The organism is Flavobacterium eburneipallidum (genome assembly GCF_027111355.2).
GTDB classification, from domain to species: Bacteria; Bacteroidota; Bacteroidia; order Flavobacteriales; family Flavobacteriaceae; genus Flavobacterium; species Flavobacterium eburneipallidum.
Window position 1 is genome coordinate 3,083,958 of sequence record NZ_CP114291.2, and the last position, 23,733, is coordinate 3,107,690.

Here is a 23,733-nt window from a genome sequence, read left to right on the forward strand (position 1 = left end):
ATCTTTGCAAAAGATTCCTAAAACAAACTATCAAAAATTAAAATCAAACTTTGGCGGATGGTGGTGAGAATAAATAAAATTATTGAGGTCTCCAAAAAGCATTATCGTTTCATCACGCATTAAATTTGTTTTAGAATTTGATAAGATTGAAGAATATGAAGAAAACAAATATGTTTCAAAATTTTGTTTTAAATCGATTGGATTTAAATGAATATAGATGATTAGATTTATCAAATATTCTTCGCTGCCAATTCGTTTTCTTTTGAATGGAGATTCTAGTAATGCACCGTGTCTATTGTTAATTTTATTGTAGGCTTGACTGTAACTACTAGTAAATTTGCCGATTTGCTTACTAACTATAGCATCAAAAGAATGCAAACCTTTGTTTACTTTGGCTTTATCAAGCTCTGAAATTTTGGCAAAGATCTTAATTTCAGTTTCCGACTTCACTTTTATGATAAAATGGAAATGATTCGGCATCAAACAATACGCATACACATCACAAACGGGAATTACATAAGCTGCAAATTTTTTCAAAAAGAACAAATAATTTTCTTTAGTGCTGAATATATTCTCACTATTTATACCTCTGTTATAAATATGATAGTAAGTATAAGATTCCAAAATTTCATTTCTAATATCCATTTTATCTCTTTTTGATTCCTTAAGTTTTTAAAGTTGTTTCCATTTAAACTTTCTAATTTTGGCAATTTCAACTTTGTCAAAGTTTCCTAAAGGTTGATTTTTCCTTTTAACTTACTAGTTCTAGCAATTTTATCTTTGTCAAAGTTCAAAACTTTTACCAAGATATTTTAAAGACTTAAGCACAATTCATTCAATAAACAAATTCCTCATTCGTCAAATTCAAATCAGGCATTGGAAACTTTAAACTTCGGATAAAAATTTTGTCTTGAATATAATTCCCATAAGACAAATCTTTAGCGAAGCAAAAAATAAATTTATTGGGTTTATCACTGGGTAAATGATCTAAATATTTTTGTACATCTTCTCTTTTGACAACTACTTCATTAACAGAAATTTGATTGTTTTTATCAAAGAAAACAATCAAGCCAAATTTCGGTTGCTTCATTTTATAATACACTTTCGTGAAAGGCAGAAAAGCCATATTCTTGCCAATCGTATCCGCATAAGCATAATAATTTTCGGCAGCTTCATTTTTGTGAGCGACTTCTTTTCGTTTTTTTTCTTGCAGTTTCATCACTTCGGGAATTACCAATCGCAAAGGCAATCGCTTATCGATATTGAAAATCCAATTGGTAGAAATTATTGAATTTTTTCTATTGACTTCCGCCAAAGTATCTTTTCCGTTGGTTCTAAAAAAAATATAAGTTGGCGAATGGTCTTTGACATCTGAAACTACAGTTATATTGGATTTGGGTAACAAAATATCTTCTTTTTGTCCGCAAGAAAATAAGACAAAAAACAAAATTAAAGTGGCGTATTTCATCATTTGGCATTCATTTTATCAAACAAACGAACACATTCCACGGCTTCTTTCACATCATGAACCCGAAGGATTTTGACTCCTTTGGTCAACGCAATCGTGTTTAAAACTGTCGTTCCGTTGAGCGCTTCATCTGCTGAAGACTCTAGCGTTTTATAAATCATCGATTTTCTGGAAACTCCAGCCAGTAAAGGCAATTCTAGCATTTGAAACAATTCCATTTTTTGCAACACTTCATAATTCTGTTCCAATGTTTTGGCAAAACCAAAGCCTGGATCAACAATCAAATCATTGATTCCTAAACTTCGGGCTTGGGCAATTTTTTCAGAGAAATAGAACAAAATTTCCTTAACAATATTCTCATAATTGGTAAAGGTTTGCATCGTTTGTGGCGTGCCTCGCATGTGCATCATAATATACGGAACATTATATTTGGCAATAGTTTCCAGCATTTTATCATCCAAATTTCCTGCTGAAATATCGTTGATAATCGCTGCTCCGTTTTGGATACAAGCTTTGACAACTTCACTTCTAAAAGTATCGATGGAAAGTATAATTTCTGGAAAATGTTTTAAAATCAACTGAATTATAGGGAGGATTCGTTGCAACTCTTCGGCTTCCGAAACAAACTCGGCATTGGGCTTACTGGAATACGCTCCAATATCAATAAAAGTCGCTCCATCGGTCAGCATTTTCTCTACTTTCAGCAGAATTTCTTCATCGCTTTTATACTTTCCGCCATCAAAAAAAGAATTGGGCGTTAGGTTTAGAATTCCCATTACTTTAGGTGTGGCTAAATCAATCAGTTGTCCATTGCAGTTTATTGTCATTTTCCAATCAAAATTCGTTAGTCTTACTTCTTCCATCCAATAAATATTCCTTATTTTTGGAGAAATTTTTAGACAAATATACAGCATTAAATGAATAGTACTTCACAACAATATGATAGTGTAATTGCAATATGTCGCACACTATTTATCAATAAAATGACAGATTACGGAAGTGCTTGGCGCATTTTGAGATTGCCTTCCTTGACCGATCAAATCTTCATCAAAGCCCAAAGAATAAGAAGTCTGCAAGAAAATGAGGTTCGAAAAATAGACGAAGACGAAACAGGCGAATTTATCGGAATCATCAATTATTCGATTATGGCATTAATACAACTGGAATTGGGCGTTGTGGATCAACCCGATTTGAATGTGGAAGAAGCTACCGTTTTATACGATGCCAAAGTAAAACTGACCAAAGATTTAATGGAAGCCAAAAACCACGATTATGGCGAGGCTTGGCGCGAAATGAGAGTGAGTTCGCTAACGGATTTGATTTTGCAAAAACTGCTTCGTGTCAAACAAATTGAAGACAATAAAGGAAAAACATTAGTATCAGAAGGAATTGATGCGAATTATCAGGATATGTTGAATTATTCGGTTTTTGCTTTGATACTTATGAAAAAGGTGGAATAAAAAATAACTCTGAAACCTTTGTCAAAGTTTTAAACTTTGACAAAGGTTATTTCTTAAATAAAACTATGAAAAACTTTATCACTCAATTCTCCCGAATTTTCGTTGGGATTTTATTCATCATTTCTGGACTAATCAAACTTAATGATCCTATTGGGTTTTCGTATAAACTAGACGAATATTTCAGCGAACCGATATTCAATATGCCGTTTTTTGTGCCTTATTCATTAGCAATTGCTTTGTTTTTGGTCATTCTCGAAGTGGTTTTGGGTGTGATGTTGCTTATTGGTTACAAATCAAAATTCACGATTTGGAGTTTGTTGCTTTTGGTTACGCTTTTCACATTTCTTACTTTTTATTCGGCTTATTTTGATGTGGTAAAAGACTGTGGTTGTTTTGGTGATGCTTTGCACTTAACGCCTTGGCAATCTTTTTCGAAAGATATTATTTTATTGTTTTTTATCTTGATTTTGTTCTTCAATAAAAAATTAATCAAACCTTTATTTACGGACAAAATCCAAAACATCTTGGCTCTAACCAGCATAGTTTTATGTTTTTTTATGGGCTATTGGGTCATCAATCATTTGCCATTGAAAGATTTTAGACCTTATAAAGTTGGAACCAATATTAGAAAAGACATGACGATTCCGGATAACGCTCCAAAAAGCGTAGTAGAAATGGTTTTTATCTATAAAGTGAATGGTGTTGACAAAGAATTTACCGAAAAAGATTTAATGTTACTTCCCGAAGGTGCTGAATTTGTGGACAGAAAAGACAAAATTATTGTGCAAGGTTACTTACCTCCTATTCACGATTTCAAACTCGATTTAGAAGGAGAAGACAAAACGGATTTTGTTTTAGGACAAGAAAAAGCCTTACTCATTGTAGCTTACGATTTAGAAAAAGCCAATCCAGAGGCGATGCAAAACCTCAACAAATTAGAAAAAGAAGCCAAAGCCAAAGGCTATTATACAGCAATATTAACCGGTTCTTCGAGCGAACTGATTGAGGCTGCAAAAAAGAAATACAGCATCGCATTTGACGTTCTTTTTTGTGACGCTACGGCTTTGAAAACAATCGAAAGAGCCAATCCAAGTTTTGTAATTTTGAATTATGGAACCATCAAACAAAAAGTACATTATAACGACTTGATAGATTTGAATTTGTAATTCGAAAAAGAGGTTTAAATTATGAGCAGAAAAGAACAGCGAAAAAAAAGGAAACGCATAAAAATGATACTGATTGTGGTTAGTTTTTTCCTATTCGGGTTAGGCTACTACCTCTTGAATGTAGTTTCAATGATTTATCAAGTGCCGTTTGGCCCAACATTTCATGTGATTTTGGGTTGCAGTTTAATGGCTATTGCGCTTGTTTATGACATTTATGCCATTAAAACACTTTATTTTAAAAAGAAAAACAAAAAAACAAAACCTGTTTTTTTAGAAGATGATTTCAAAAATTTATAACCTATAAATGAAAAAAACACTTGTATTATTAACCCTTTTGATGATTATTTCTTGCACCAATGCGCAAAAAACAGCCTTTTCAAAAGAAGCTTTAACAGAAACATTATTAGCCACTGATGGCAGTCAAGTTGCTTTTGGAGACATTCTTAAAAAACATCAAGGCAAAACTTTGGTTATCGAAGTGTGGGCATCTTGGTGTGGCGATTGTGTAAAAGCTATGCCTAAAATAAAAGAATTGCAAGCCAACAATCCTGATGTGGATTATGTATTTATATCAATGGATAAAACAGCTGACAAATGGAAAAACGGCATCGAAAAACACGAACTCAAAGGAGAACACTTCATGGCTAACGACCAAATGAAAGGCGTTTTTGGGAAAGCCATCGATTTAGACTGGATTCCGAGATACATCATCATTGACAAAACAGGAAAAATTGTGATTTACAGAGCAATTGAAACCGATTTTGAGAAGATAAATGCAACGCTGAAAGAATTGAAATAAGTAATTTAAAAAATTTGACCACAAATTACACCAATTTTCAAAACAACTAAAATTAGTGTAATTCAATTTTAAATTTGAATACGATTTGTGAAAATTCGTGTAATTCGTGGCTGGAAAATTTAAAAACAGATTCCATGAATTTCAATGGCAAGGACAATAAAAATTAAGAATACTAAAAACAATAAAATAGAACTAAAATGAGAAAGAAAATTGTAGCTGGAAATTGGAAAATGCATAAAAATGCAGAGCAAACTAAAGAATTATTAAACGAACTAATAGCAAAAATCCCTGCAGGTATTGAGTCACAAGTTATTGTAGCTCCAACATTTGTAAACCTAGCTTCGGCGGTAGATCATTTAGCTGCTACAGCTATTGGTGTGGCTGCACAAAATGTTCACCAAGCTGAAGGTGGTGCTTTTACTGGCGAAATATCAGCTGATATGCTAACAAGCGTTGGTGTAAATACCGTAATTTTAGGACATTCAGAGCGTAGAGCTATTTTTCATGAAACGGATGCTTTGATTGCAAGCAAAGTAGATACCGCTTTGAAACACGATATGACTGTTATTTTTTGCTTTGGTGAAGAATTGAAAGACCGTCAATCAGGAAATCACTTCAACATCGTAGAAAATCAATTGCGTGATGGTTTGTTTCATATCGAAGCTGCAAATTGGGAGAAAGTAGTTTTGGCTTACGAACCAGTTTGGGCTATTGGAACTGGCGAAACAGCAAGTCCAGAACAAGCACAAGAGATGCACGAATTCATCAGAGAAACGGTTCTTAAAGCCTTTAGCAAAGAGGTTGCTGAAAATGTTTCTATCCTTTATGGTGGAAGTGTGAAACCAGATAATGCTAAAGAAATTTTCTCTAAACCAGATGTTGACGGAGGTCTTATTGGTGGAGCTGCACTTAAAGCAGACGATTTTGTTGCGATCGTAACGGCTATCTAAATAATCTAAATATTATTGCTAAAATCCCTAATTATAAAAATAGTTAGGGATTTTTTTATGCCATCGTTTTCAATGCGTCAACCAATAAATCAATATCTTCTTTGGTATTGAAATGACTGAAAGAAATGCGCAAACTTGGTTTTTTTATATCTTCTTCAGAAAGCATTTCTACTAAAACGTGTGAAGGTCTAATACTTCCAGACTGACAAGCACTTCCTCTAGAAACCGCAATTCCTTTCATATCCAAATGAAACAAAATCATTGCAGTTTTATCTGCTGAAAAAGGCAACATAACATTCAAAATAGTATAAATTCCATCTGAAGTTCCATTGATTTTAAAATCAGAAAACTCTTTTTCGAGTTGAGCAATTAAATAATTTTTCAATCCCGAAATATGACTTCTTTCTGCTTCCAAATGAAGACAAGAAAGTTCTAAAGCCTTTGCCATTCCCGCAATTTGATGAATCGCTTCTGTTCCAGGACGCAAGCCTTTTTCTTGTTCGCCACCAAAAAACAAAGGTTGCAATCCCGAATTTTTCTTCACATAAGCAAATCCAATTCCTTTTGGCCCATGAAATTTATGTGCGCTAGCGGTTATGAAATCAACAGGAATATTTTGCAAGTCAAGTGGCATTTTCCCAACAGATTGCACCGTATCCGAATGAAACAAAGCATTGTGTTGCTTGCAAATTCGACCAACTAAATCTAAATCCAGAATAGTTCCCGTTTCGTTATTAACGTGCATCAGACTCACTAGTGTTTTGGTTTCATCTGAAAGCAAATCCACCAAATTAGTGATGTCGATTTCTCCGTTTGGTTTTACAGCCACATAATCAACTTGAATATTGTATTCTTTTTGCAAAGCTTCAACAGCAACCAAAACAGCATGATGTTCGATTTTGCTGGTAATAATTCGCTTTACACCCAAATCTTTTACTGCGGATCGAAGTATCCAATTATTGGCTTCTGTACCTCCTGAAGTAAAAATAATTTCTGATGCCGAAGTATTCAAATGCTTGACAATCGATTTTCGGGAAAGTTCTAGAATGTTTTTGGCATTACGTCCCCAACTGTGGGTAGATGATGGATTTCCGTAATCTTCCAAAAGATTTTTTGTCATTTCCTGAACGACTTCTGTACGAAGTTGGGTGGTAGAGGCGTTATCGAGATATACTTTTTTCATTGGAACAAAGTTATGAAATATCACTACTATCAATTGTCAAATTTTTCACTATTTTTGACCCAAATATTTACAAGATGAAAAGAGTTATTGGGCTATTGGTTTTAGCCTTATTTTTGAACAGTTGCGATGATGGTAATTTAACCCTAGAAAACATTGAATTTGATGATGTAAGCACTCAAAGTTGTACCACCAACGATATTCTTTATAAGTTAAAAGACAAAGAAGCATTATTGCTAGAAATTCCAGAAACTGCTTTTGTAAACGAGCCTACTCTTGAAGGAAAACCAACATTAATCAACATTGACAATTCTACTTATAGAGTGGTGTATCGTTTTTATAACGGAACCATTGCTTCGAATAATATTTGCAACACCATTCCTCCTGCAACACCAATTGTAACCGATCAATGGACTGCGCTATCGGGTACGATTCAGATTATTACCACTGCTGTAAAAACGATAGATGCAACAACCAATAGTAGCCGAATTACAGGCTACAATCATAACATCAATTTCAGTAATATTACCTTTGAAAGAGCTGGTGGCAACCAAGTGTATGAAACTTTTTCATTCGGAGATTATGTCACCAAACCTGTAAATTCACTTCCTTTAGCTTTCGACCAAGAAGTAGAACTTTGTACAACTGGTTCTAGACAGTTATACAATTATGTAAATGGAGAATCTTTAACAATAGACAATATTGACCCTACTTTGATTCAAAATGTAGAAACTCCTTTAAATACTCCAAGAACAGCCATAATTGGAACAACTAACAATGTTCTAATTTACCGATTGTACTCTGGATTCTTGGATGCCAATGATTTTTGCACCACTACTCCAACATTACCTGCAGTAAACGAACAATGGCTAGGTGTTGCTGGAGTAGCTGCAACGAGTGGCATTATTGAAGTTACTACTATCAAAAACGGAACTTCGGCCTACAAGCATACTATCGTTCTCAAGAAAGCAACTTTAAAGAAAGGCAATAGTGATTTTAGCCTTGGCGACAGTTATATCTATGGTGAAGTAACAACCACAAATTAAAATTAAATCGTATTTCAAAAAATACATTTTACTAAAAATTCCCTAATTAAAAATTCTAAAGAAGAAGATTTAATTAGGGAATTTTCGTTTTTGGTAATTTGATTTTTGGAATTTTAAATTTGCTTTTTTTAATCTATTTACTATTTTGTTTGATATAAACTTCTGTTGCTCCTAATCCATATTTTTGATAATTGGCATCCTGAAAAACAATATTATCATAACGTCCTAACAAAAAATCCAGCTCTGCTTTCAAAACTCCTTCGCCCACTCCGTGAATAAAAACAATCTTTGGAATTCGATTTTTTATGGCAAATTCGATATGTCTTTTTGCTGTTTCGGATTGCAAAGTAAGAATATCATAATTAGACATTCCTCGCTTATTTGGGACTAATTTTTCAATGTGTAAATCAAATTCTGGAGCCGAAATTTCGTGCTTGTCTTTACGCTCTTTGACAAAATTTCGTGGTTTTGGAATTTCTTTTTCCTTGGCAACTTCTCCTATATTAATTCTTCCGATAGTACTCATTAAATCACTGGAATCGTTTATTTTAATCAATTCGTTGACAAAAAAAGTCATCATGAATCCATCGGTTGTTTCAATGGTAATTTCTTTATCCTTTACCGCCACTACTACTCCATTGATCGCTTCATCCAAAACCGAAACTTGATCTCCTTTGCTTATCATTATATCTTCTTTATCTGGGTTAAATATTAGCTTTCTATTATCCGTTTCCAAAAGTAAGCAACTTTGAAAGAACATCATTTAGATTGAAAAATTTTCTTTGAAATTCGCATTACAAACCATTTGAAATTAAAACTATCTTACATTTATTTTCTAATTCGTGCTTTGTTTTTCTAAAAACGCCTTACTTTTACAACATATACTAACGACACAATTCCTGCACCGTGACGAAAGAACAAATCATACAAAATATCGCTGGGCTAAAGAGCCACACTTCTATTAATTACGGCATCAAAACCAAGACAGAAGCTTTTACAGAAAAATTGTTTTACACACTATTTGACTCTAATGCGAATCTAAACGAAAGCATCTCTGAATTAGAAAAACAATTCAAAGAAATTGTTCAAATTGCCTGCAAGAAAGAACATGATTCCTGCGACGAATTTTGGTATAATTTTTTAGACAAACTACCAACGGTTCTAAAACAACTCAATCAAGATGCTGCCTATATATTAGAAAACGATCCCGCATCCAATAATATTGACGAAGTTTATTTGGGTTATCCAGGATTCTATGCAATTGCCATTTATCGATTGAGTCACAAACTCTATACTTTAGGCTTATTGCTTTTTTCTCGATTAATGAGTGAATACGCACACCGAATTACAGGAACTGACATTCATGCTGGAGCAGAAATTGCCTCTCCATTTTTCATTGACCATGCTACTGGAATTGTTATTGGCGAAACCACCGTTATTCACGAAAATGTAAAAATCTACCAAGGAGTTACTTTAGGAGCATTAAGTGTAAGCAAAGACATGAAGAACGCTAAAAGACATCCTACAGTAGATAGAAACGTTTGTATTTATGCCAATGCTACTATTTTGGGTGGTGAAACCACTATTGGCGAAAATAGTATTGTAGGCGGAAACGCATGGGTAACTCGATCGATTCCAGCAAATTCAATGGTACTGAACACTACCACCACCGAAGTTAAAATTAAAGAATTAAAATAATGCAATTTCATAAACTCATAGACCTTATTGGCAATACTCCTCTGGTAGAAACCGTGAATTTGGTCAAAAATAAAAACGTAAAACTTTTGCTAAAACTCGAAGGAAATAATCCTGGCGGAAGTGTAAAAGATCGTGCAGCCTTTAACATGATTGCTTCAGCAATAGAAAGAGGAGATATCAAAAAAGGAGACAAACTCATTGAAGCAACCAGCGGAAATACGGGGATTGCTCTAGCGATGATTGCACAATTGTTCAATGTAGAAATCGAACTGGTTCTCCCTGAAGATTCAACTAAAGAACGTACACAAACTATGCTAGCCTATGGCGCAACCGTTATTTTAACACCCGCAAGCGAAGGAATCATAGGTTCTAGAGATTATGCCGACAAAAAAGTAGCCCAAGGCGGTTATGTAATGTTGAATCAATTTGCGAATGCCGACAACTGGAAAGCGCATTACAAAACAACTGGTCCCGAAATTTGGAGAGATACCGAAGGAACGGTAACCCATTTTGTATCAGCAATGGGAACCACAGGAACCATTATTGGAACTTCTACTTATTTGAAAGAAAAAAATCCAGCGATTCAAATCGTGGGCGCTCAACCTAGTGATGGTTCACAAATTCCTGGTATTAGAAAATGGCCTGTAGAATATCTGCCTAAAATTTATGATTCTTCAAAAGTAGATACTGTAATTGAAGTTTCAGAAACTGATGCTCGTGAAATGACCAAACGATTGGCTAAAGAAGAAGGCGTTTTTGCTGGAATGAGTAGCGGTGGTTCTGTAGCCGTTGCCCTAAAACTAGCCGAACAAATGGAATCGGGTGTAATCGTAGCCATCATTTGCGACCGAGGCGACCGTTATCTGTCTTCGGATTTATTTGATTAATTTCAAGATTTAAAATATAAAAACAGGCTCGATTTTCAATAAATCGAGCCTGTTTTGCATATAAACCATTTTAAACTAAACTAGCCGTTGAAGTAATTTCAGTATCGAATAATTTGGAAATCGGACAATTAGCTTTTGCTTTGGCGACTAATTCTTGGAAAGTTTCATTCGAAATTTCTTTTATTTTAGCATTTACCGTTAAATGTGAACTAACAATTGTTCCTTCCAACAAATTAATATCGCATTTGGTTTCTATGCTTTCTATTTCGAAACCACCTTCGGTTATGTAAGCTGAAAGTTGCATTGTAAAACAACCCGAATGTGCCGCAGCCACTAATTCTTCTGGATTTGTCCCCACTCCTTCTTCAAAACGGGTTTTGAATGAATATTGCGTATTATTTAATGTTCCACTTTGGGTCGATAATTGACCAGCTCCTTCTTTTAAAGAACCTTTCCAAACTGCTGTTGCGTGTCTTTTCATAATGATACTAATTTAAGTTTTCTCAAATTTAATGCTTTAAAAACTAAAACATTACCGATTCATTTTATTTTAACTTAAATTTAAAAACACTTGATTCATTATTCAACAACTATACAATCGTTAAATAAATTCAGACAATCATTATTTTAGAAGCGATTAAACTAAAGATGATTTAGATAAATAATTTATAAACCAACAAACTCCAAAAATCCTTCATTATTAAATAAAACATTAGGTTTTTCAAAGCATCTAACAATTGTTTAAGTCAATAAGGAAACACTCAAACAATAAACACAATTAATTAAGCTTCAACAAAATAACAACATAAAAACACAATCAAACAACAGTTAATATTTTTATAATTTATTTTTTGTTTAATGATTTTTAAATAATTTTAAACAAAACAAAAACAATCAACCATTAAAATTTAAAAATCATGAAAATTTTATCAAAATTAAAAATTGCAATTGCAATCATGGCATTAGTATCCTTCACAATTTCTTGTGATAACGACGATGATAAGCCAGCAGACAACACCATTACTGGGATTGCCAAAACAAATCCTAACTTAACAATTCTTGTTCAAGCTTTAGTAAAAGCGGATTTAGCAACTACACTTCAAGCAACCGGACCTTACACTGTGTTTGCTCCAACAAACGCAGCTTTTACAGCCTTCTTGAAAACCACTCCTTATGCAACAATCAACGATGTTCCGAAGGAAACTTTGACTCAAATTTTACTAAATCATGTTGTGAGCGGAAATGTAAAATCTACAGATTTAAGCACAGGTTATGTAAAAACTTTAGCCAAAAGTGCTGCATCAGGCACAAATACTATGAGCATGTATGTTGACCTTACCTCTGGAGTAAAGTTAAATGGAGTTGCAAAAGTGACCACAGCAGATGTAATGGCAACCAATGGCGTTGTACACGTTGTTGACGCCGTAATAAATTTACCAACTGTTGTTACGCACGCTACTGCAAATCCAAACTTCACTTCACTAGTTGGTGCGTTAACAAAAACTGGACAACCTGACTTTGTAAGTATTCTTTCTGGTACTGGACCATTTACCGTTTTTGCTCCTACCAACGATGCTTTCACTGCATTTAACACTGAATTAGCTCCGGGCGGAATTGCTGGAGTTTCTGATGCTAACCTGACCAAAGTACTGCAATATCATGTCGTAAATGGCAACATCTTGGCCGCAAGTCTTCGTGAAGGTCAAATTGTAAACACTTTACAAACACCACAAACGTTTACTATACAACTTGCTGGTGGCGCAAAAATCAAAGATATCAACAACCGAATTTCAACGATAGTAGCTACTGATGTACAGTGTTCCAATGGCGTGATCCATGTACTCAACAAAGTATTGTTACCCACTTTATAAAAGACATTTTTAAATTATTCATTTTCAAACAATAATCCGTTTCATAACCTGAAACGGATTATTTTTTTAACTAAAAAACACCATATCTTTCAACAGAACAATTAATAGCTAATTCTGAATGAAATCATTATTTTTGTTAGCTGTCTTATCAGCAATCAACAATACAATGTCCTTTTCAATATGGGAAACAAATTACAAATGCAGGATTGGCCGTATCTAAAAAAATACGAAAAAGAGAACGAAGCTCTTAAAACCAAAACTCTGGAAGAAAACCGAATCGTTTTTATGGGAGATTCCATTACCGAGTTTTGGTCTTTGCATTGTCCTGATTTTTTTGCTGAAAAACCATACATCAATAGAGGTATTAGCGGACAAACCACGCCACAAATGCTGATTCGTTTTAGAGCAGATGTAATTGAACTAAAACCAAAAACAGTAATCTTGTTAGCTGGAGCGAATGACATTGCAGGAAACACAGGATTTTCTACTTTGGAAATGATTTTGAATAATATTATTTCAATGGTGGAATTAGCCAAAGTTCACCAAATTGAAGTTATTCTATGTTCCGTGTTACCTGCTTATGATTTTCCTTGGAAAACAGGTTCTTTTCCCGCCGAAAAGATTGTAACTTTAAACAAAATACTACAAGAATATGCCGTAGCCAATACCATTCATTATTTGGATTATTATTCCGCAATGGTGGATGAACGAAAAGGCATGAATATTCAATATACTGATGATGGAGTGCATCCCAATAAAATTGGATATGAAGTTATGGGCGAGATTTTAGAAAAAGGGATAGATCAAATAACATAAAAATTATAAAAAAAACATGAACTACAGAAAATTAGGCAAAACGAATTTCAGCATATCAGAAATAGCATTGGGAACTTGGCAAGTGGGCGGAAAATGGGGTTCGCCTTTCAATGATAAAACTGCTGATGAATTGATTAATACCGCTATTGATAAGGGTGTGAATTTTATTGATACCGCCGATGTTTATGAAAACGGTTTGAGCGAAACTGCCGTAGGAAGAGTGGTTCGCTCTCGTTCGGAACGCATTTATGTGGCTACTAAATGTGGTCGTCACATCAATCCGCATGTGAATGAGGGTTACCAACCCAAAGTCCTGCAAAAATTCGTAGAAGATAGTTTGAAAAGAACAGGACTCGAAACTTTGGATTTAATCCAATTGCATTGTCCGCCAACCGAAGTATATTATCGTCCCGAAATCTTCGAATTGTTTGACCGATTGAAAGAACAAGGAAAGATTCAAAACTTGGGCGTAAGCGTCGAAAAAGTAGAAGAAGGACTAAAAGCTATTCAATATCCAAACGTAACGACGGTTCAAATTATTTTTAACTTGTTTCGTCAGCGACCTTCTGAATTATTCTTTCAAGAAGCACAAAAAAAGGATATTGGAATTATTGCCAGAGTACCATTAGCCAGCGGACTTTTGACAGGACTATTCGATACCAAAACTACTTTTGGCGAACAAGATCACCGAAATTTCAACCGCAAAGGAGCAGCTTTCGACAAAGGAGAAACTTTTTCTGGAATTGATTACGAATTGGGATTGAAAGCCGTTGCCGCTTTGAAAGACTTATTTCCCGAAGCAACTAATTTAGCACCTATTGCGCTACAGTGGATTTTGAGTTTTCCAGAAATCAGTTGTATTATTCCGGGAGCTTCTAAAAGCAGTCATGTGGAATCTAACTTATCGGTTTATGATTTACCTAAATTAACTCCCGAAAAAATTGCTGCTATGAATGCTATTTATGAGCAATACATCAAATCCGAAGTGCATCAATTGTGGTAATGTTTTTTAGCTATAGATTTTTATTTTAACTCATCTATATTACTATTAATCAAGACTTAAAATGTGCCGTTAGGCACTAAATATGGGTAGAAAATAGGAATTAGGAAGAATTTAGCGTGCCGTAGGTACGCAATATTTTCTGTTTTTGTTGCGTACCTACGGCACGCTAGCAAATTATTAATCGAATTACTACCCATATCTAGTGCCTAACGGCACAATAAAAGACTTTTAATCCTTGATTCGTATATTTAATTTTAAAAAAGCTAAATGCTCAACAAAGCGAATTTCAAAGAATGGTTCAATCGGTACAAATATGCAGAATTAGCTGCCATTTGTGCAGTTTTAATTAGTTCGCAATTTCAATACTTTTTTGATGCTGTAACTACAGCTTATTTGATTAGTTCTTCTGAATACATCGCTTTTTATGGCGTAATGCTTTTTACCACTTACATTCAATTAATCCAAACCAATCAATCGGTAAACAAAAAAACTAACTCCAAAGACATACTACTTTTGGCACAAAATTTAGTTTTAGAATTTGGTTATCCCGCCTTGTTAGATTTCTTCGTTATCCGTCCGTTTTGTATGTATTGGATACCGATTTTAGTTGGAAATTATTACATAGGAATTATACTCGGAAAAATTACTGCCGATAGTTTTTTCTATACTTGTGCGATTATCAATTACGAATGGATTAAACGGAAACCGTAATTTTTATCAATTTATATTTTCAAAAATAACAAAAAATGAAGCTCCTTTATTGACTCCTTCGCTTTTTGCAAAGAGTTTTCCTTCGTGTTTTTCGACTATTTTTTTGCACAAATACAATCCAATTCCAGTTGATGATTCATTGGCAGTTCCCAAACGACCTTGATTGGTGAATTTTTTGAAAAGAGCTTCGCTGTATTTGGAGTCAAAACCAATTCCTGTGTCAGATACTTCAAAAATTAGTTCCTTATTTTTAGTTGTCACACTAATTTTTATCTCACTATCGGGAAACGAAAATTTTATAGCATTATCAATCAAATTAACCAAAACTCGAATGAGTAAATCTTGGTCTATTTTCAGTTTTGCTTTTTTTACTGTAACATTGGTTAACATTTGAATTCCTTTGGCAGCTAGTTTTTGCCCAACTTGATCGTTTACTATACCTAAAAGTGTTTTTATTTTAATGTCTTTTACGACCTGTATCTTTTTAGAAATTTCATCTTCTTCTTGAATCAATTTAATAAAGGTTTCAATAAAAACAAATTGCTGACTAGTCGTTTGATCAATCAAATTAGCATATTCTACAACTTCTTGTGAGGGTTTTTCATCTAAAATAAGTTTGGCCAACGCTTGTGCATTTCCTGCAAAATTCCTTAAATCATGTGAAAGTAAGTACACCAAATCTTCTTTATCCGAACGATATTCTTCATTTTCGGAGATCGATTTTTGAATATTACGCAACAACAATCCCGCTTCATCATCAAAAGTGGTTGGCAATTGAGACACCGTTCTATTAATTCGATATTCATTCAATGCTCTTGAGGCGACTTCTATTGGCTTGATAAGTCTTTTTAAAGTAAGCAAAGTAAGTCCTGTTGCTAGCAAAGTCATTAGCAAGATGAATACAATGATTGTGTCATTGGATGGATGATTTTTTCCTAACAAAACAAAAAATAACAATCCTATCAGTGGAATATGAATTCCCAGAAAGGTTACAAAAAGAAACTTGTTAACGTAACTATTCTTAAGAAAACTAATTGTAGATAACTTGCTGTATAATTTCATAAAATAGGGACTGCTTTTTAATGTTCATTTACAAAAACTCAAACCTAATAATTGGCAAGTTCAATAAATGATGAGTTTAAAAAGTCTAATTTAGAACTTTTCAATTTAACTTTTTAGAAATTATTTTATTTTTTATGATTCTATACCAAAAAAAAGCTCCCATTTCTGGAAGCTTTTTTAAACTATTTCTTTTTATTCTTTGCCTTTTCGGCTTCTGCTTGTTCCATTACTTCTTGTAATTTTTGTTGGAACTTGCTCTGTTTTTTAGGCTCTTTCAATTTATTCTCTTGAATTTGAGCATGAATCTTGTCTGAATCAACTATGTAATTTTTAATTACAAACATAATTCCAATGGTAATTAAGTTCGAAATAAAGTTATACAAACTCAATCCTGCACCATAACTATTAAAGAAAATCAACATCATGATTGGCGAAACATAAATCATAATCTTCATCATCTTGGCCATATCTGGCATTCCTTCTTGTTGAGGCGCAGCCATTTGTTGGTCGCCAGAAGTCATTTTCATATAAAAGAAAATCGCAATTGCTGCCAAAATTGGGAACAAACTAATATGACTTCCGTACAAAGGAATATGGAAAGGCAATTGATAAATAGAGTCAAATGAAGATAAATCGTCTGCCCAAAGGAAACTTTTTTGTCTCAACTCCAAAGCCGATGGAAAAAACTGAAACGAAGCATACATAAACGGAATCTGAATCAAAGCTGGAATACAACCCGCCATAGGATTTACACCCGCTTTGTTGTACAACTTCATCGTTTCTTGTTGCTTTTTCATCGGGTCTTTTTTGAATTTTTCTCCCAATTCGGTAATTTCAGGACGCAATACTTTCATCTTGGCTTGCGACAAGAATGATTTATACGTAATAGGCGACATAGCAATTTTGATAATAATCGTAAAAACAATAATCGCAATTCCTAATGCTAATCCAATTGTTGAACTCAAAAAAGCAAATAATGGAATGAAAATAAACTTATTAATCCATCCAAAAATTCCCCAACCTAGTGGGATTACTTTTTCTAAATTTTTATCATAAGACTTTAATGTTTTATAATCTGATGGTCCAAAGTACCAGCTCATTTTATAATCGATTTCGCCATTGCTAAAAGCCAAAGGAACATTAGCTTTAAAATCTTTGGTAAAAGTAGTATCTATTGTTTCGTCTTTGACCAAGTTATTCGATTGTAATTTAGAAGTTTCGAACGCTTTGTCTGTCAATAATATAGAGGTGAAAAAATGCTGTTTGAAAGCAATATAACTTACTTTTTCAGGAGTTTCTTCTTTATCATTTCCTTGTCCTACATAATCTGTTTTTCCATCTTCGTATTCGAAATGCACTTCAGCATAACGATTCTCATAAGAAATACTTTTTTCGTTGCGGAATGTCTTCAACTCCCATTGTAAATCCAATGGTTTCGAAATATTCAACACTTTATTCAATCCTTGAGAACGCAAATCAAAACCAATCATATAATCGTTTGGTTTCAAAATGTATTTGTATTCCAAAAATTCGTTGGCTCCCGATTTCAATTTCATCGAAAGGATTTGATCTGCTCCTAATTTGGATAAAGTAGGTTCAAAAAATAAATCTTTAGTATTTAAAGTACGATTATCATTGGTTTGCAACTGAATATTCAAATTGGCATTGTTGTCTTTTATCAATTCAACCAATTGTCCTGACCCTTTTTGAAATTTTTCGTAGTTCTTCAAACTCGCTTCAACGATATAACCTCCTTTGTTGGCGATTTTCAATTTTATAACTTCATTTTCGATAGTTGTAAAATCGTTTTTAGCCGATGGAAGAGTCGCAGAATAAGCAAAACTACCAAGTGTTTTTTGTAGTTGAACCAATTGAGTTGAATCGCCAGCCATAACTGCTACAGGAGCTACCGCAGTTTTATTTGCCACTAATTTATTGGCAGTTGCTTTAGCTTGTTGTTCTTTTTTGGCTTTTTCAGCGGCAATTTCTGCTTCCGATGGTTTGTTTTGGTACATAATCCAAATCAAGATTCCAAAAATCAATACGAAACCAATAATCGAATTGAGGTCTAATTTTTTTTCTTCCATTATAAAGTTTAAAAATTGTTTAAAGTTTAAAAGTTTAAAGTTAACCGATAAGGAAAACTTTAAACTTCAATTATTTTTTCTTTGTCTTAACTACTGCTGCAACAAAATTTACAAAAAGTGGGTGTGGATTTTCAACGGTACTTTTGTATTCTGGATGGTATTGTACGCCAATATAAAAAGGGTGATCTTCTAATTCTACAATTTCAACTAAACCTGTTTCAGGATTTACTCCCGAAGCTTTTAATCCACCTTTTTGCAATTGCTCTAAATACTCGCTATTAAACTCATAACGGTGACGGTGACGCTCCGAAATAGTAGTTGCACCATAAATTCTATGAGCCAAAGTATCTGGTTTTATTTCGCATTTCCAAGCTCCAAGACGCATTGTTCCTCCTTTGTCGGTAATGTTTTTTTGGTCTTCCATCAAGTTGACCACAGGATGTTTCGTATCTGGATTCATTTCAGTCGAATTAGCATCTGCTAAACCTAACACATTTCTTGAATATTCGATAGTAGCCATTTGCATCCCCAAACAAATTCCGAAAAACGGCATTTTGTTTTCACGAGCATAACGTACGGCTTCAATTTTTCCTTCAATTCCTCTTTCTCCAAAACCTGGAGCAACAAGAATACCATCTAAACCTGCAAATTTTTCTGCCACATCTGTAGCATCCAAAAATTCAGAGTGAATAGAAATCACGTTTACTTTAGTTTCATTGGCAGCACCTGCGTGAATAAAAGCTTCCAAAATAGATTTGTAGCAATCTTGCATTTCGACATATTTACCTATCAAACCGATATTTACGGTATGTTTTGGGTGTTTCAATCTGCGCAAGAAAGTGTTCCAAGTTTTTAAATCTGGAGCGGCTTTTTTAGGTAAGTCTAATTTCTTCAAAGCCACAACATCTAATCCTTCTTCCAACATTAAATTAGGAACTTCATAAATCGTTGAAGCATCGATAGATTGAATTACGGCTTCTTTTTTAACGTTGCAGAACAAGGCTAATTTATTACGGATTTCTGCTGAAATTTCATGTTCGGTTCTACATACCAAAATATCAGCTTTGATACCACTTTCCATCAACGTTTTAACAGAATGTTGAGTTGGTTTTGTTTTCAATTCTCCAGCTGCTGCCAAATAAGGAATTAGAGTTAAGTGAATAACAATAGCGTTATTTTCGCCCAAATCCCAAACCAATTGACGAACAGACTCTATATAAGGTAGAGATTCAATATCACCGACAGTTCCTCCAATTTCGGTAATTACAATGTCAAAATCGCCAGATTGACCTAGCAATTGCATTCTTTCCTTAATTTCGTTGGTAATATGAGGAACCACCTGAACGGTTTTTCCAAGAAATTCACCTCTTCTTTCTTTTTCGATAACCGAAAGATAGATTCTACCTGTGGTAACATTATTCGCCTGTGAAGTAGGTACGTTCAAGAATCGCTCATAATGTCCTAAATCCAAATCAGTTTCGGCTCCATCATCGGTCACGTAACATTCTCCGTGTTCGTAAGGATTTAGTGTTCCCGGATCAACGTTAAGGTACGGGTCAAACTTTTGAATTGTTGTTCTATATCCTCTTCCTTGTAATAATTTTGCTAATGAAGCTGCAATAATTCCCTTCCCTAAAGAAGAGGTTACACCACCTGTAACAAAAATATATTTTGTTTGATTCATTCTATTGTTGTTGTAGTTGTTGAATTTGGCACATATTTAAGCAAAGTGGATTTGCAAAAACGATGCAAAAATACAATTATAAATCGAGAAAAAACTAATTTGAAATTGAGATAATTTGGATTTTCTCGACTTGATTATTGTGTTCCTTTTTTTTCGACAACATTATGCTTTGACAACCCACTTTTTCACTACTTCATATAAAATTTCGTTTTGAATAGGTTTAGATAAATAATGATTCATACCAATTTCTAGGACAGTCGATTTAGTGCTTTCCATCACATCGGCAGTTACGGCAATTATTGGAATGGTTCGGTTTTGCTCGCCTGCTTCCCCTTTTCTGATAGCAATTGTAGCTTCGTAACCATCCATAACTGGCATTTGAAGATCCATCAAAACGATGTCAAATTGATTCGCTTTAAGCGCATCCAAACCTTCTTGTCCATTATTAGCATAAGTTAGCGTGGTGTTAAGCCATTTTTTGGTAATCATTTTTATAACCATTTGATTCATTGGATTGTCCTCGACTACCAAAATCGATTTTCCTTCCAAATCATAAACGTTAGGTTCGGCAACCACTATCAAATTTTCTTGTTGCGGTACACTATCAAAGTCGATGGTAATAGTACAAGTAGTTCCTATGTCAAGTTTACTATCCATTAAGACAGTTCCTTTTTGCATATCTACTAAAGTTTTAACAACGTAAAGTCCGAGTCCGAGTCCACCAAATTTGCGTTTGTTATCAATATTATGTTGGGAAAAAGAATCGAAAATACTATCCATTTTGTCTTTGGAAATACCAATTCCTGTATCTGAAACTTTCAGTATCAAACTCACTCTATCATTGGGTTTTATGACACAATCCACATCAAATTTGACTATGCCTTTAAAAGTAAATTTCACCGCATTATTCAACACATTATTAACCACTTGAGCAAATCGAGATGGATCTCCAATTATGGATTCAGGAATAGCATCGGATTTTGAAAATTGAAATTCCAATCCTTTGCTTTTGGCATTCTTTTCTACATTATTTTTCAGACTTTTAAGAATTGTAACAGGATTGAAAACAACTTCTTCCAATCGCAATTCGCCTTTTTCAATTTTAGAAAAATCAAGAATATCATTGACAGAACTCAACAAACTGTGTGATGAATCTTTGATGACAACACATTTTTTCTTGATTTTTTTATTCTCTGTTTTGTTTGAAATAGCATCTGTCAAATTCATAATAGCGTTCAAAGGAGTTCGCAATTCGTGACTGATATTGGATAAAAAATAGGATTTCAAATCATTCATTTCTTCGGAACGAGCTAAAGCCAAACGATTGAGTTCGTTTTTTTCATTTTTGAGATTTCGAATCAAGTTTGCCATCGATAGCGACAGAAAAATAACTTCTAAACCAGTTCCTAATTTCGAACTATTTTGTGTAAAAAAAGTTAGCGGAATCAAACCAAAATTGTACAAAATAAAAATACCAAAACCAACAATTAAAAACAAAATACCTACAGAAAAATAAGTATCAACAGGTATTTTTTTCCAATAAAAATAAACTATCGTATAAACAATTAGAATTAAGAAAAGTAAACTAAACACATTTACCAAAACATAAGAAAACAACAATGCCCTAGGCATAAAAATAGCAATCAATAACAGTAAAAACAATAAAAAGTAAGCTCCCTTAATAACAGAGTAAATCTTCTTGTTGTATTCTTTTATTCGCAAATATTCCTCACTGTATTTACCCGTTAAGAAAACAGCAATTATAGCAATTAACAACACCGCATGATTGGAAAACCAGCCAGCATCAGGAGCTAAAAACTGAAAGAAAAAACCATCTAAAGCGAATTGCAACAAACCTACAAAAACTACATACAAGCTATAGTACAGAAATATTTTTTCGTTCAGAGCAAAATAGAAGAAAAAATAAATAATAGCGGCGACTATCAAAATTCCGTAAAACAAACCGAAGATTAATTGTTCTTTTGATGACTGTTTAATAAAACTATCAGCAGAATACAATTTTAAAGGGATTTTGACCACTTCTCCGTCGCTTTTGAGATGTAAAAATAATTTCAACTTGGATTTTGGTGCTATTTCAATTTTGAAAATGGTTTTTCGATTATCAAAACTTCGTTCAGAATAAGGAATGTTATCACCGCTGACTTGCTTTTTGAGAACAATATTATGGTTATTTAGCTCATAAAGTTCGACCACATCTGTCATTGGACGAGCCGTTTCTAAATAGTAAATCAGCTGTTTATTGGTTTGATTTTCAAGTTGAGTTTGTGTCCAAAAATTATTTTGTGTGAATCCCAAATCATCATTTTCGGTTTTCAACGCAACTGAATGCAGAGTGTTGAAATTATTTTTCACAAAATCTATTGCTAATTTTTGCTGACCAACATCGGCAATAGTTGTGTAGGGATGTAATGAAATTTCATCCCGTTCGATTGTATCTTTAAAAATATATTGCGAATAACTCGTTGCAAAAAAAAGGAGAAAAAACAACGTTTTAAAAGCCATTAAAAATGGCATGTTTTTGATTCGAATCATCCGTTATCAATTATATAGTAAGTAATAAATACGTTTAAAAATTATTTTTGGTTTTTTAAATTATTGCCTTTGCACCAGTAAGACAAACAACCACTTTTGCACATAATACAAAAGTTAGATTCTAAAATTAAACAATCGATATTTATTAATGAATTAAACATATCATAAAAAAAACTATATTTTAATTCTTCACAAAAAACAGTGTTAGAAAAATTTGTCAATTAATTTCAAATCCTTACATTAGCATCCCTTTGAACATAATCGATATAAATGTGAGAAAAACTGTAACGACATCAAAAACAAATATGTTAAGATTTTTTATCTTTTCGTTTTTTTTGTTGGGTATATTCCATGCGAATTCGCAAACGGTTTATTACGATTCTATCAATAAAAAAAAATATGCCAAGATTGATATTCCTCAAACCTATGAAAGAATTATAGAAAAAGGTTATGAATCATTAGAAATGCTGGAATATTTAGGCAACTATTATTTTAAAGACAATAATTTTGAGAAATCGAAACTCTATTTTGATAAGCTATTCAAAAAATACAAGCTGGTTCAAATTTCCCCAAAAAGCATAGATCATTACAACAAATTGTTAAAAATTGTAAGCAAAAAAAACACCTAAATCAGAAAAGATTTAGGTGTTTTTGTTAAAAATTAAAAATAACAATTATTTAGAAGTTTGATTCAAAACATCACCTCCTGAAATTTTCATTTTTTTCATAAGAATCATAATTTCTTCTAAAGTAAAATCTCCTGTGAGCGACAACAAGGTGGTTTCATTGCCTCGATTCGCATCTTCTCCTAGCATCAAAAGTTCTTTGATTTGACCTTCGGTTGCACCTGATTTTACTCCAATCTTCACTTTTCTTCCACCATCATTTAGTCGAGACATTTCTTCTAAACCAGCTGTTTTCATATAAGCATCAGCAGATACTTTCATATCGGCAGCAATTTTAGAATTAGTGGTAGTAAATACTTTCAGGTTGTCCAACTTTCGAATCAAATTCAAATATTGTTGGGTTTCCTTGTCTTTGGCATCGATTTTTACACTTGCCATCATTTGGAACATTTTTTTGTTCACCACAACTGAAGTTACTCCTTCCTGTCCATCATACTTATCCAGAGAAGTTTGCGCAAAAATGGCATTGGAAACAAGAATAAAAGTCAGATATACTATAAATTTTTTCATTTTTTTTATTTTAATAAGCTCAAAAACCTTGTTATTATTGAGTTTTAACATTCACTATATTTATTAATGATTCAAAACTAACTTTTTTCTATCATA

24 protein-coding genes are annotated in these 23,733 nt (G+C 33.4%); 13 read left to right on the forward strand and 11 right to left on the reverse strand.

Annotation, left to right across the window (positions count from 1 at the left end; translation table 11 throughout):
• Positions 1-30 precede the first annotated feature (30 nt).
• From OZP15_RS13025 to folP, 3 genes are all read right to left on the reverse strand, one after another.
• A complete protein-coding gene (locus OZP15_RS13025) occupies positions 31-645 on the reverse strand; it encodes a hypothetical protein (protein WP_281336327.1) in 615 nt (204 codons plus the stop codon).
• Between the two features lie 190 nt (positions 646-835).
• Positions 836-1,471, reverse strand: coding sequence for a hypothetical protein (locus tag OZP15_RS13030; RefSeq protein ID WP_281336328.1), 636 nt, complete (start codon positions 1,469-1,471; stop codon positions 836-838).
• Positions 1,468-2,295: a dihydropteroate synthase gene (folP, locus tag OZP15_RS13035; protein ID WP_281337489.1), complete on the reverse strand. Its 828-nt coding sequence runs from the start codon at positions 2,293-2,295 to the stop codon at positions 1,468-1,470. Before folP ends, OZP15_RS13030 begins: the two co-directional genes overlap by 4 nt.
• Positions 2,296-2,385: 90 nt before the next feature.
• On the opposite strand from folP, the gene OZP15_RS13040 reads away from it, so the two are divergent.
• From OZP15_RS13040 to tpiA, 5 genes are all read left to right on the forward strand, one after another.
• Entirely contained in the window at positions 2,386-2,928 is a 543-nt protein-coding gene (locus tag OZP15_RS13040) for a DUF1599 domain-containing protein (protein ID WP_269225877.1), read from the forward strand.
• 65 nt (positions 2,929-2,993) lie between these two features.
• On the forward strand, positions 2,994-4,094 hold the full coding sequence (locus tag OZP15_RS13045) for a BT_3928 family protein (RefSeq protein WP_269225878.1): 1,101 nt from the start codon (positions 2,994-2,996) through the stop codon (positions 4,092-4,094).
• 21 nt (positions 4,095-4,115) lie between these two features.
• Positions 4,116-4,391 (forward strand): hypothetical protein, encoded by a 276-nt coding sequence (locus OZP15_RS13050; protein WP_281336329.1) that lies wholly within the window; start codon positions 4,116-4,118, stop codon positions 4,389-4,391.
• Positions 4,392-4,398: 7 nt separating this feature from the next.
• Positions 4,399-4,893: a TlpA family protein disulfide reductase gene (locus tag OZP15_RS13055; RefSeq protein ID WP_269225879.1), complete on the forward strand. Its 495-nt coding sequence runs from the start codon at positions 4,399-4,401 to the stop codon at positions 4,891-4,893.
• A gap of 197 nt (positions 4,894-5,090) precedes the next feature.
• Positions 5,091-5,843 carry a triose-phosphate isomerase gene (gene tpiA / locus OZP15_RS13060; RefSeq protein ID WP_269225880.1) on the forward strand — a complete coding sequence of 251 codons (753 nt, stop codon included), beginning with the start codon at positions 5,091-5,093 and terminating at the stop codon, positions 5,841-5,843.
• A gap of 55 nt (positions 5,844-5,898) precedes the next feature.
• Here tpiA and OZP15_RS13065 read toward each other — a convergent pair whose 3' ends face one another.
• On the reverse strand, positions 5,899-7,026 hold the full coding sequence (locus OZP15_RS13065) for a cysteine desulfurase family protein (RefSeq protein ID WP_281336330.1): 1,128 nt from the start codon (positions 7,024-7,026) through the stop codon (positions 5,899-5,901).
• 74 nt (positions 7,027-7,100) lie between these two features.
• Between OZP15_RS13065 and OZP15_RS13070 the strand changes: the two genes are divergently transcribed.
• Positions 7,101-8,069 carry a hypothetical protein gene (locus OZP15_RS13070; protein WP_269225881.1) on the forward strand — a complete coding sequence of 323 codons (969 nt, stop codon included), beginning with the start codon at positions 7,101-7,103 and terminating at the stop codon, positions 8,067-8,069.
• A 133-nt stretch (positions 8,070-8,202) separates the two neighbouring features.
• Here the strand turns inward: OZP15_RS13070 and OZP15_RS13075 are convergent, their stop codons facing one another.
• Positions 8,203-8,754: a DUF8465 domain-containing protein gene (locus tag OZP15_RS13075; RefSeq protein WP_281336331.1), complete on the reverse strand. Its 552-nt coding sequence runs from the start codon at positions 8,752-8,754 to the stop codon at positions 8,203-8,205.
• 221 nt (positions 8,755-8,975) lie between these two features.
• On the opposite strand from OZP15_RS13075, the gene epsC reads away from it, so the two are divergent.
• On the forward strand, positions 8,976-9,767 hold the full coding sequence (gene epsC, locus OZP15_RS13080) for a serine O-acetyltransferase EpsC (protein WP_269225882.1): 792 nt from the start codon (positions 8,976-8,978) through the stop codon (positions 9,765-9,767).
• Positions 9,767-10,654 (forward strand): cysteine synthase CysM, encoded by an 888-nt coding sequence (gene cysM / locus OZP15_RS13085; RefSeq protein WP_281336332.1) that lies wholly within the window; start codon positions 9,767-9,769, stop codon positions 10,652-10,654. The genes epsC and cysM overlap by 1 nt, the downstream gene beginning before the upstream one ends.
• Positions 10,655-10,724: 70 nt before the next feature.
• On the opposite strand, the gene OZP15_RS13090 is transcribed toward cysM, so the two are convergent.
• Positions 10,725-11,135, reverse strand: a complete 411-nt coding sequence (locus OZP15_RS13090) for an OsmC family protein (RefSeq protein WP_269225883.1) — start codon at positions 11,133-11,135, stop codon at positions 10,725-10,727.
• 436 nt (positions 11,136-11,571) lie between these two features.
• Between OZP15_RS13090 and OZP15_RS13095 the strand changes: the two genes are divergently transcribed.
• The 4 genes from OZP15_RS13095 (at position 11,572) to OZP15_RS13110 (ending at position 15,055) form a co-directional block, all read left to right on the forward strand.
• A complete protein-coding gene (locus OZP15_RS13095; RefSeq protein WP_269225884.1) occupies positions 11,572-12,525 on the forward strand; it encodes a fasciclin domain-containing protein in 954 nt (317 codons plus the stop codon).
• A gap of 180 nt (positions 12,526-12,705) precedes the next feature.
• The gene (locus OZP15_RS13100) at positions 12,706-13,341 is read left to right on the forward strand and encodes an SGNH/GDSL hydrolase family protein (RefSeq protein WP_269225885.1); all 636 of its coding nucleotides are present in this window, start codon (positions 12,706-12,708) and stop codon (positions 13,339-13,341) included.
• Positions 13,342-13,357: 16 nt separating this feature from the next.
• Positions 13,358-14,344 (forward strand): aldo/keto reductase, encoded by a 987-nt coding sequence (locus OZP15_RS13105; RefSeq protein WP_269225886.1) that lies wholly within the window; start codon positions 13,358-13,360, stop codon positions 14,342-14,344.
• Between the two features lie 267 nt (positions 14,345-14,611).
• Positions 14,612-15,055, forward strand: coding sequence for a hypothetical protein (locus tag OZP15_RS13110; protein ID WP_269225887.1), 444 nt, complete (start codon positions 14,612-14,614; stop codon positions 15,053-15,055).
• Between the two features lie 6 nt (positions 15,056-15,061).
• Here OZP15_RS13110 and OZP15_RS13115 read toward each other — a convergent pair whose 3' ends face one another.
• The 4 genes from OZP15_RS13115 to OZP15_RS13130 form a co-directional block, all read right to left on the reverse strand.
• A complete protein-coding gene (locus OZP15_RS13115; protein WP_269225888.1) occupies positions 15,062-16,117 on the reverse strand; it encodes a sensor histidine kinase in 1,056 nt (351 codons plus the stop codon).
• A 182-nt stretch (positions 16,118-16,299) separates the two neighbouring features.
• Positions 16,300-18,204: a membrane protein insertase YidC gene (gene yidC, locus OZP15_RS13120; protein ID WP_281336333.1), complete on the reverse strand. Its 1,905-nt coding sequence runs from the start codon at positions 18,202-18,204 to the stop codon at positions 16,300-16,302.
• Positions 18,205-18,274: 70 nt separating this feature from the next.
• On the reverse strand, positions 18,275-19,888 hold the full coding sequence (gene pyrG / locus OZP15_RS13125) for a CTP synthase (protein WP_281336334.1): 1,614 nt from the start codon (positions 19,886-19,888) through the stop codon (positions 18,275-18,277).
• A gap of 162 nt (positions 19,889-20,050) precedes the next feature.
• Positions 20,051-22,411 carry a hybrid sensor histidine kinase/response regulator gene (locus OZP15_RS13130; RefSeq protein ID WP_281336335.1) on the reverse strand — a complete coding sequence of 787 codons (2,361 nt, stop codon included), beginning with the start codon at positions 22,409-22,411 and terminating at the stop codon, positions 20,051-20,053.
• A gap of 335 nt (positions 22,412-22,746) precedes the next feature.
• Between OZP15_RS13130 and OZP15_RS13135 the strand changes: the two genes are divergently transcribed.
• Entirely contained in the window at positions 22,747-23,070 is a 324-nt protein-coding gene (locus OZP15_RS13135) for a hypothetical protein (RefSeq protein WP_281336336.1), read from the forward strand.
• A 45-nt stretch (positions 23,071-23,115) separates the two neighbouring features.
• Here the strand turns inward: OZP15_RS13135 and OZP15_RS13140 are convergent, their stop codons facing one another.
• Positions 23,116-23,637 carry a DUF4252 domain-containing protein gene (locus OZP15_RS13140; protein ID WP_269225894.1) on the reverse strand — a complete coding sequence of 174 codons (522 nt, stop codon included), beginning with the start codon at positions 23,635-23,637 and terminating at the stop codon, positions 23,116-23,118.
• Positions 23,638-23,733 lie beyond the last annotated feature (96 nt).